This window comes from Streptomyces sp. NPDC090025 (genome assembly GCF_044748125.1).
Lineage (GTDB): Bacteria > Actinomycetota > Actinomycetes > Streptomycetales > Streptomycetaceae > Streptomyces.
The window spans coordinates 151,016-159,820 of the sequence record NZ_JBIVFL010000020.1 but is presented as its reverse complement, the minus strand read 5'-3'; the positions used below and the strand labels follow the sequence as shown (position 1 = coordinate 159,820).

The 8,805-nt window shown below is 75.1% G+C and carries 7 protein-coding genes; 2 read left to right on the top strand and 5 right to left on the bottom strand.

The features are described 5' to 3' along the window. Positions 1-156 precede the first annotated feature (156 nt). Both ACIPXM_RS32930 and ACIPXM_RS32925 read right to left on the bottom strand, forming a co-directional pair. Positions 157-3,117: a SpoIIE family protein phosphatase gene (locus ACIPXM_RS32930; RefSeq protein ID WP_401663124.1), complete on the bottom strand. Its 2,961-nt coding sequence runs from the start codon at positions 3,115-3,117 to the stop codon at positions 157-159. Positions 3,118-3,195: 78 nt separating this feature from the next. After that, complete coding sequence (locus ACIPXM_RS32925; protein WP_401663122.1) at positions 3,196-3,702, bottom strand: SRPBCC family protein; 507 nt, start codon at positions 3,700-3,702, stop codon at positions 3,196-3,198. A gap of 174 nt (positions 3,703-3,876) precedes the next feature. Between ACIPXM_RS32925 and ACIPXM_RS32920 the strand changes: the two genes are divergently transcribed. After that, positions 3,877-4,974, top strand: coding sequence for an enoyl-CoA hydratase/isomerase family protein (locus ACIPXM_RS32920; protein ID WP_401663120.1), 1,098 nt, complete (start codon positions 3,877-3,879; stop codon positions 4,972-4,974). 33 nt (positions 4,975-5,007) lie between these two features. Here the strand turns inward: ACIPXM_RS32920 and ACIPXM_RS32915 are convergent, their stop codons facing one another. Together ACIPXM_RS32915 and ACIPXM_RS32910 are read right to left on the bottom strand one after the other, a co-directional pair. Then, a complete protein-coding gene (locus ACIPXM_RS32915; protein ID WP_401663118.1) occupies positions 5,008-5,823 on the bottom strand; it encodes a VOC family protein in 816 nt (271 codons plus the stop codon). A gap of 159 nt (positions 5,824-5,982) precedes the next feature. After that, positions 5,983-6,978: an endonuclease/exonuclease/phosphatase family protein gene (locus tag ACIPXM_RS32910; RefSeq protein WP_401663116.1), complete on the bottom strand. Its 996-nt coding sequence runs from the start codon at positions 6,976-6,978 to the stop codon at positions 5,983-5,985. Positions 6,979-7,140: 162 nt separating this feature from the next. Here ACIPXM_RS32910 and ACIPXM_RS32905 point away from each other — a divergent pair, with 162 nt between their 5' ends. Further along, the gene (locus ACIPXM_RS32905) at positions 7,141-8,058 is read left to right on the top strand and encodes a glutaminase (RefSeq protein WP_401663114.1); all 918 of its coding nucleotides are present in this window, start codon (positions 7,141-7,143) and stop codon (positions 8,056-8,058) included. Positions 8,059-8,130: 72 nt separating this feature from the next. Here the strand turns inward: ACIPXM_RS32905 and ACIPXM_RS32900 are convergent, their stop codons facing one another. Next, entirely contained in the window at positions 8,131-8,772 is a 642-nt protein-coding gene (locus tag ACIPXM_RS32900; RefSeq protein WP_401663112.1) for a 1,4-alpha-glucan branching protein, read from the bottom strand. Between the last annotated feature and the right edge of the window lie 33 nt (positions 8,773-8,805).

Below are 8,805 nucleotides of genomic sequence, written 5' to 3'. Positions count from 1 at the left end.
GTGAGCACCTGACGCTCGTTCAGTGGGCCGCCGTGCTGTGCGTGGTGGGCGCGGCGACCGGCACCGCCATCGGCGCGGCGACGGCGGCCCGCGCCGCCGCCCCCCCCCCCCCCCCCCCCCCCCCCCCCCCCCCCCCCCCCCCCCGCCCCAGGGCCCTCACCAGGCCAGGTCCTCCAGCGCGTCCGGATCGAACAGCGGGCCCGCGCCGTCGCCGCCCGCCGGATCGGGGGACACCGGCAGCTCGGCCCAGATGGTCTTGCCCCGGCGGGCGTAGCGGGTGCCCCAGCGCTGCGCGAACTGGGCCACCAGGAACAGGCCGCGCCCGCCCTCGTCGGTGTCCGCCGCGTGCCGCAGATGCGGGGAGGTGCTGCTGCCGTCGGACACCTCGCAGATCAGCACCCGGTCGTGCACCAGCCGCACCCGCACCGGCGCCCGCCCGTACCGGATCGCGTTGGTGATCAGTTCGCTGAGCACGAGCTCCGCCGTGAACCCCACGTCCGCGAGGCCCCATGCGGCGAGCCGCGCGGCGGCCTCGGTCCGCACCCGGGAGACCGCCGACGGCTCGGCGGGCACCTCCCACTCGGCGATCCGGTCCGCCGGGATCCGGTGGGCGCTCGCCACGAGCAGCGCGATGTCGTCGGCGGGGACCGGGAGCAGCAGCGCCGCGAGCACATCGGCGCAGGTCTGTTCCGGGCTGCGGTCCGGCCGGGCCAGCGCCCCGCGCAGCAGCCCGAGCCCGGTGTCGTAGTCGCGGTGCCGGTCCTCGATCAGACCGTCCGTGAACAGCACCAGCTTGCTGCCCGGCTCCAGGCGCAGCCGCACCGACTCGAACGGCCGGTCGCCGAGCCCGATGCCCAGCGGCAGCCCGGCCGGCACGGCGGGGAACTCCACGCTCCCGTCCGGCCGCACGAGCGCGGGCCCGGGGTGCCCGGCGCTCGCCATCGTGCAGGCACCGGTCGTCGGGTCGTAGATCGCGTACAGACAGGTGGCACCCGTGGTGCCCTCGGCCCCCGCCGTACCGCCCGCCGCCCCGCCCGCCGGTCTGCCGTCGGCCGCGGGGTCCTGGCCCGCCCCGCCCCCGGCCGTACCGGACCCTCGGCCGGAGCCGGCGTCCGTCGCCCCGTCCATGCCCCGGGCCTCCGCGCCCCCGGCCCCCGTGCCCCCGGCCTGCGGGCCCCCGCCTTCCCCGCCGCCCTGCTCGTTCTCCTCGCCCAGCCGGTCGATCAGTTCGTCCAGATGGCTCAGCAGCTCCTCCGGCGGCAGATCGAGCGTCGAGAAGTTCGCCACCGCCGTCCGCAGCCGCCCCATCGTCGCCGCCGCGTGCAGCCCGTGCCCCACCACGTCCCCGACCACGAGCGCCACCCGCGCGCCGGGCAGCGGGATCACGTCGAACCAGTCGCCGCCGACCCCCGCCGTCGCCGGGAGGTAGCGGTACGCGACCCGCATGGCGCTCTGCTCCGGCAGCACCCGCGGCAGCAGGCTCCGCTGCAGCGCCACCGCCATCGAATGCTCGCGGGTGAACCGCCGCGCGTTGTCGATGGCGAGCGCCGCCCGCGCCGCCAGCTCCTCCGCGAACGACAGGTCCTCCTCGCCGAACGGCTCGGGGCTGTCCGGGCCGCGCCAGAAGTTCGCCATCCCGAGCACCACGCCCCGGGCGAGCAACGGCACCGTCAGAAGCGAGTGCAGCCCGAATTCGAGGGCCCGCGCCGCGCCCTCCGGGTCCTGCGCCCGCCAGCCCTGCGCGGCGGCCAGGTCCGGCTGGATCACCGCCCGCCCCTCCGCGAGCGCCGACGCCATCGGCGTGGTCGGCACCACGAAGCGGATCAGGTCCCCGACCGGCTGCAACGGCGTCTCCGTCCGCACCCCGCTGAGCGCCGTCCGCCGCATCTCCGTGAACGCCCCCGACGGCTCCTCGCCGCGCACCACCGGATCCAGCAGCTCCACCGTCACGAAGTCCGCGAACCGCGGCACCGCGACCTCCGACAGCTCCTCCGCCGTCCGCACCACGTCCAGCGTCGTGCCGATCCTGGTGCCCGCCTCGTACAGCAGCCGCAGCCGCCCCCGCGCCACCTCGGCACGGCCGGTGAGCGCGGCGAGCTCGGTGGTGTCGCGCATCGTCATCACGACCCCGCCGTCCGGGGCGCCGTCGCCGGTCGGCCGTACGTTCACCGCGAGCAGCCGGTCCCCGGCCAGATGCACCTCGTCGGTGGCGGCCCGGCCGGACAGCAGCAGGTGCGCGGTACGGGGGTCGAGCCCCAGCTCGCGCACATGGCTGCGCTCGGCGTGCTCCGGGAGCCGGAGCAGCCGCCGGGCCTCGTCGTTGGCGAGCACCAGACGGCCGTCGCCCGCGACGATCACCACACCCTCCTTCACGGCGTGCAGCACGGCCTCGTGGTGCTCCTTCAGGCGGGTCATCTCGGCCGGGCCGAGGCCATGGGTCTGCCGCCGCAGCCGCGCGCTGACCAGGCCCGCGCCGCCCACCGCGAGCGCCAGACCGCCCGCCGCCGCGCCGAGCAGCAGCGGCAGCCTGCCCTGCACGGCCTGCCCGACCGTCTCGACCTCGATGCCGCTGCTGACCATGCCGACCACCGAACCGTCGGTGTCGCGGATCGGGACCACGGCCCGCACGGCGTCGTTGGGCGCGCCGTGGAAGATCTCGGTGAACGACTCGCCGCGCGCCGCCCGCCCCACGTCGCCGCTGGCCTTCTGCCCGATCAGACCGGCGTCGGAGTCCGTGAACCGCACCCCGTCCGGAGCCAGCACCGCGATGAAGTCGACTCCGGACGCCTTGCGCGCCGCCTCCGCGCGGGGCTGCAGGACGGCCGTCGGATCGGGGCCCTTCAGGGCCTCCGCCGTGCCCGGCGCGTGCGCGAACGCCTCGGCGACGGCCAGCGAGCGGTTGCGGGCGTCGCGCTCGGAGTCGTACCGCCCCTGGAGCACCAGGGCCACCGCCGCCGCGGCGACGATGAGCAGCGCGATGACCGCCTGCAGGGCGAAGACCTGGCCCGCTACGCTCCGCAGCCCCGTGGGCCGCGTCCGGCCGTCGTCGACCGACCGGTCCGCGCGTCGCGTCACGGTGCGCTCCTTCCCGCCCTGGTCGCCGGGGCCTCCTTCCATGCTGCCCCCGTGGCCACCTGCAGGGGAAACGGAGACGGCCGGGAGCGTCGGCGGGCGGGTCGGGGGAGCGGCCCGTGGCTACGGAGCGTGCGCCTCGTGGGCGATCCGGGCGAGCGTGGTGCGCATCCCGGCCCGGTTCACCGCGATCCGGCGCGCCGGATCGGTCCCGGCGAAGACGGTGCCGAGCAGGGTCGCGAGCCAGGCGCCGCGGCCGGTCCGCAGGTCCTGCCAGGTCTCGGTGACCAGGGTCCCGGTGCCGTCCCGCTCGAAGCGGTAGCCCCAGCGGGCGATCGGCAGCCCGAAGACCGCCACGTCGAAGGCGAACTCCGCCCCGGCCCGCGCGGTGGTGATCCGCCCGACGGTGAACCAGAGGAACGGGCCGCGCCGGTTGAACCCGACGAACCGCCCGCCCGCGCGGACCGGCGGCCGGGACACCCAGATCCGGCGGCACTCCGGGCTCCAGCGCCCCATGTTCCGCAGATCGGAGACCAGGCGGTACAGGGCCTCGGGGTCGGCCTCGATCCGCAACGACTCCTCAAGACTCCACACCCGTACGTCGTCCCGGTGCCGCCCGTCCGTCCGCATCTCTGCCCGCTCCCCTCGGTCCGTCGGTTACCCGCGGGTACGTTAGCGGACGGAAGACCCTGTACGCGGGCGCCGCGGGGGACTACGGTGGATGAAAGATCGTTTCAGTACGCAGCCGCCCCCGCCGGAACGGACCGGCGACGGTGCCCGGCCCGGAACCGGAAGGACACCCGCATGCCGGCATCCGCCGATCGCACCCCGCCCGAGGCCGCAGTCCGGAGCGGAGCCGAGCCCGAGGTGATCGTCCGTACGGAGGGCCGCGCCGGGTATCTCACGCTCAACCGGCCTCGCGCGCTCAACGCCCTGACCCATCCCATGGTGCTGCGGATGACCGAGGCGCTGGACGCCTGGCGGGATGATCCGGCGGTCGAGGTGGTCGTGATCGACGGGGCGGGTGAGCGGGGTCTGTGCGCGGGTGGTGACATCCGCGCGATCCACGCCGACGCGGTGGCGGGCGGTACGGCCTCGGTCGGTTTCTGGCGGGACGAGTACCGGCTGAACGCGCTGATCGCCCGCTATCCGAAGCCGTACGTGGCCCTGATGGACGGCATCGTGATGGGCGGCGGTGTCGGGGTCTCGGCGCACGGCAGCGTCCGGATCGTCACCGAACGCTCCAGGGTCGCCATGCCGGAGACCGGCATCGGCTTCGTCCCCGACGTCGGCGGCACCTATCTCCTCGCCCTCGCGCCCGGCGAACTCGGCACCCACCTGGCCCTCACCGGCACCCCCGTCGGCGCCGCCGACGCCCTCCTGACCGGCCTCGCCGACCACCACGTCCCCGCCGACCGGCTCCCCGCCCTGAAGAGCGAGCTGGCCACCAGGCCCGTCCACGAGGTCCTCGAACGCCATGTGACGACGGCACCCTGCGGTGAACTGGCCGCCGCCCGCGACTGGATCGACACCTGCTACGCCGCCGACACCGTCGAAGAGATCATCGAACGGCTCACCGACTCGGGCGTGCCGGAGGCCAAGGACACCGCCACCGTCCTGCTCACCCGCTCGCCCACCGCCCTGAAGGCGGCGCTCGCCGCGCTCCGGCGGGCCAGGGCCCTCGACTCCCTCGAAACCGCCCTGAACATGGAGTTCCGGCTGTCCTGCGCCGCGCTCCGCTCGCCGGACCTGGCCGAGGGCATCCGCGCCCAGGTCATCGACAAGGACCGCGACCCGCACTGGACCCCGGCGACGCTCGCCGAGGTCACCCCGCAGGCCACCGCGTCCTGGTTCGCCCCGCACCCGTCGGGCGAGCTGGCCCTGACCCCGCCGGCCGGCTGACCGCCCCGGCCCGCCCGTACGGCCGCCGCCCGCTCAGTCCGCCGCCGGTTCCCCGTCCCCCTCGTCCAGGGTGAAGAGCCCGCCCTGCGGATCCCGTACGGTCGCTCGCCGCTCCTCCACCGCCGCCCAGCCGCGGTCGGCCTCCGGGACCAGCGCACCGCCATGGGCCAGGACCTGGGCCTTCGCCCGCTCCAGGTCCGGCACCCGGAAGTGGATCAGCCAGCGCGGCCGGAGCTGGGGCTGCGGCGAGGCCGCCTCGACCGGTCCGCTGTTGAGCCGGGCCACCGCCGCGCCCCGGCGCCGCAGCACCACCTGCTCGTCCTCGTACGCCACCTCGAACCGCTGCGGCGCGTCCTCCCGGCCGTCCACCCACTCCAGGACGCCGCCGTAGAAGAGCGCCGCGTCGAAGGCGTTGCGGGTGTGCAGCTCCAGCCACGCGGGCGCGTGCCGCTCGCCGATCCGCCAGCGCGACGACACCCGGCCCTCCCAGACGCCGAACGCCGCGCCCTCCACGTCCGTGGCGAGCGCCGCACGGCCACGCGGCGGGAACGCCACCGGGCCCACGCCGACCGTGCCGCCGCGCTCCCGGATCCGGGCCACCGCCGCGTCGGCGTCGGCCACCGCGAAGAACGGCGTCCAGGCCACGGCCACACCCATCCGCTCGGCCACCGCGCCGATACCGGCGACCGGCGTCCCGTCCCGCTCACCCACCGAGAAGCCGTCACCGAGCGGCCCGTGCCGGAAGGTCCAGCCGAGCACCGCCCCGTAGAACTCCTCGGCGGCACCGAGGTCGCGCGCCGCCAGACTCAGCCAGCAGGGCCCGCCCGGCTCATCCGTGCTCAGCGGCACCCGGCTCACCTCACTCCACTCCCGATCGCCCCCGGGAACCCGCACACACGTGTGCGCACCCCCTAGCCACCCTGACGCGGACGCCCCGGCTCCGCGAGTCGGGAGCCGGGGCGTCGGGTCCGGCACCCGGGTCGGCGGGCGCGGGGATCGCGTGGGGGATCAGACGACGGTGACCGTGCCGACCAGGATCCGGTGGTCGGAGCAGGCGGCGACGCCGGTGCAGGCGGTGGAGATGGCGAGCGAGTCCGCGCTGTACGGACCGGCCAGGGCGCTCTCCCGGACGAAGATGTGGTCGATCTTGGCGTTGCCGCCGCACGGCGGGGTCGCGCCGGGCGTGCCGTCCGCCGTCCACTCGCCGTAGCCCAGGCAGTTCGCCGCGTCGTTGTCGTCGAGCTCGCGGTACTGGCCGGTGTTGTTCCGGTTGTTCGGCACGTCGAGGCTCGCCGAGTAGTACGAGTTCAGGCGGCCGTAGTGCGGCTGGGCGTTGAAGTCACCGGCGGTCAGCACCGTCTCACCGGCCGCGTGATACGCCTCCAGCTTCTCCCGCACGGCCTCCAACTGGGCCACGTTGAACGACTGGTCGGTCGTGATGTGCGTGGTGCAGAACCGGGTCGCCGTGCCGTCGGTGAGCGGCGCGCACAGCAGGTTGCGCTTCTCGGCGGAGCCGTCGTCCGGCAGCGCCACCCGCTCGGCGCCGCCGAGCGGGCGCTCGCTGAAGACCGCGTTGCCGAAGGCGTCACCGGCGCAGACCGAGGCGTTGCCCGCCGGGCGGCTCGGTGCGAAACGGGCGAAGTTCGCGGTGTCCTGCGGCCAGCCCTTGGCCCGCAGCTCGACGATCAGGGCGTCGTACTGGCCCTGGCACAGCTCGTTGAACGCCGCGAAGTCCACGCCCCGGTTCACGATCGAGGCGGCGGCCTGGGACACCAGACCGTCCGTCGTCGAGCCGTGGTGGACGGTGTTCCCCGCCACGTTCCACTGCCACACCGTGTACGTGCGCGCCGCCCCGGCCGCCGGGACGGCGGAAGCGGCCCCGGCGGCCCCGGCCGCGCCCGCCGTCACCGGCAGCAGCACGGCGGCCAGCGCCCCCGCGAGCGCGAGCCGGACACCGCGCCCGACCCGCCGCCCGGCCCCGCGCATGCCCCGCGTCCCGCGCATGCCTCGCGCTGCCCGCGTCCGCTGGTTCCTCATGTGTGCGATCCCCTCCCGTGGGGCGCCGTCCCCGGACCGGTTCCCGGGCCACAGCGCGGTGATCATCCTAAGGAACGTGCTGGTCGGGGCCGTGGGGTGGTCCGACGCGGGGCGCGGCATGATGTGGTCATGCTGTTGACGTTCGAACCCGTCCTCGACCGGATAGCCGAGGAGATCGCCGCCCTCACCGAGCGCGGGCGGCCCGCCGACTACATCCCGGCGCTCGCCACCGCCGACCCCGGCGCCTTCGGGATGGCCGTGGCCGAGCTCGACGGGACGGTGTACGGGGTGGGGGACTGGCAGCGGCCGTTCTCGACGCAGTCGGTGACGAAGGTCTTCACGCTCGCGCTCGCCCTGGCCCGCAAGGGCGAGCCGCTGTGGGACCACGTGGGGCGCGAACCGTCCGGCAACCCGTTCAACTCGCTGGTCCAGCTGGAGTACGAGAACGGCATCCCCCGCAACCCGTTCATCAACGCCGGCGCCCTCGTCGTCACCGACCAGCTGCACCGCATCACCGGCGACGCGTCCGGCGTCCTGCTCGACTTCCTGCGGGCCGAGAGCGGCAACCACGACCTGGACTTCGACCGTGACGTGGCCGCGTCCGAGTCCGCGCACGGCGACCGCAACGCCGCCCTCGGCCACTTCATGGCCTCGTACGACAACATCGTCAACCCGGTGCCGACGCTGCTGCGCGAGTACTTCCGCCAGTGCTCCATAGAAGCGTCCTGCGCCGACCTCGCCCTCGCCACCGGCTTCCTCGCCCGGCACGGCATCCGGGCCGACGGCTCCCGGCTGCTCACCCGCAGCCAGGCCAAGCAGGTGAACGCGGTCATGCTGACCTGCGGCACGTACGACGCGGCGGGCAACTTCGCGTACCGGGTCGGGCTGCCAGGCAAGAGCGGCGTCGGCGGCGGGATCATCGCCGTGGTGCCCGGGCGCTGCACGCTGTGCGTGTGGAGCCCGGGCCTCGACGAGCACGGGAACTCGGTCGCGGGCGTGACCGCCCTCGACCGGTTCACCACGATCACCGGCCTGTCCGTCTTCTGACGTCCGACCGGCCGTCGGCCCTGGAGCACGCGGCCGGAACGCGGCCGGAACGCGGCTCAGGCGCTCAGGCGCTCAGGCCGCGTCGAACACCAGGAAGTACGCCGCCCGGAGCTCCTCGCCGTCCGGCAGCCGCCAGCCGGCCGTCACCTCGCCCCGCGCGCCGGACGCCTTCGGGTCGAGCAGCCGCGCCACCCGCAGCACGGGGGCGTCCGCCCCGAGCCGTACGTCGGTGCCGTACGCGCCCTCCTCGACGACCGGCGCCGCCGACAGGTCCCACTGCCCGGTGCCGTCGAAGGACGCCACCACCGTCGGGTCCGGGGTGTCCGTCTCGCTCTGCGCCTGCGGCTCCGCGCGGCCGTCGAGCAGCGCGGTCAACTGGCCGATGAGCACCGGGTCGTGGATCCCGTCGTACACCCAGCGGGTGCCGAGGACACCGTGCTCGGCGGTGGTGATCAGGGCGTCCGCCGCACTGTCGAGCGGCGCCCCGCGGTACGTCAACGGCACCAGGTACGAACGGACTTCGTCGCCCGACGAGTCCGTCACCACCATGAACTCGATGCCCACCTCGCCCGCCGGGTCGTCGAGCCGGAAGCCGCCCGCCTTCTCCAGGAGCGGGGCGGCGCCGGTCGGCACGTACCAGGGGCGGGTCGGCAGCCAGGCCGTGAGCAGTTCCAGCTTGGTGGGGGTGATGGTGGTCCGGTAAATCACAGACATCGTCGTGCACTTCCTCCGTCGGCGATCGATGTG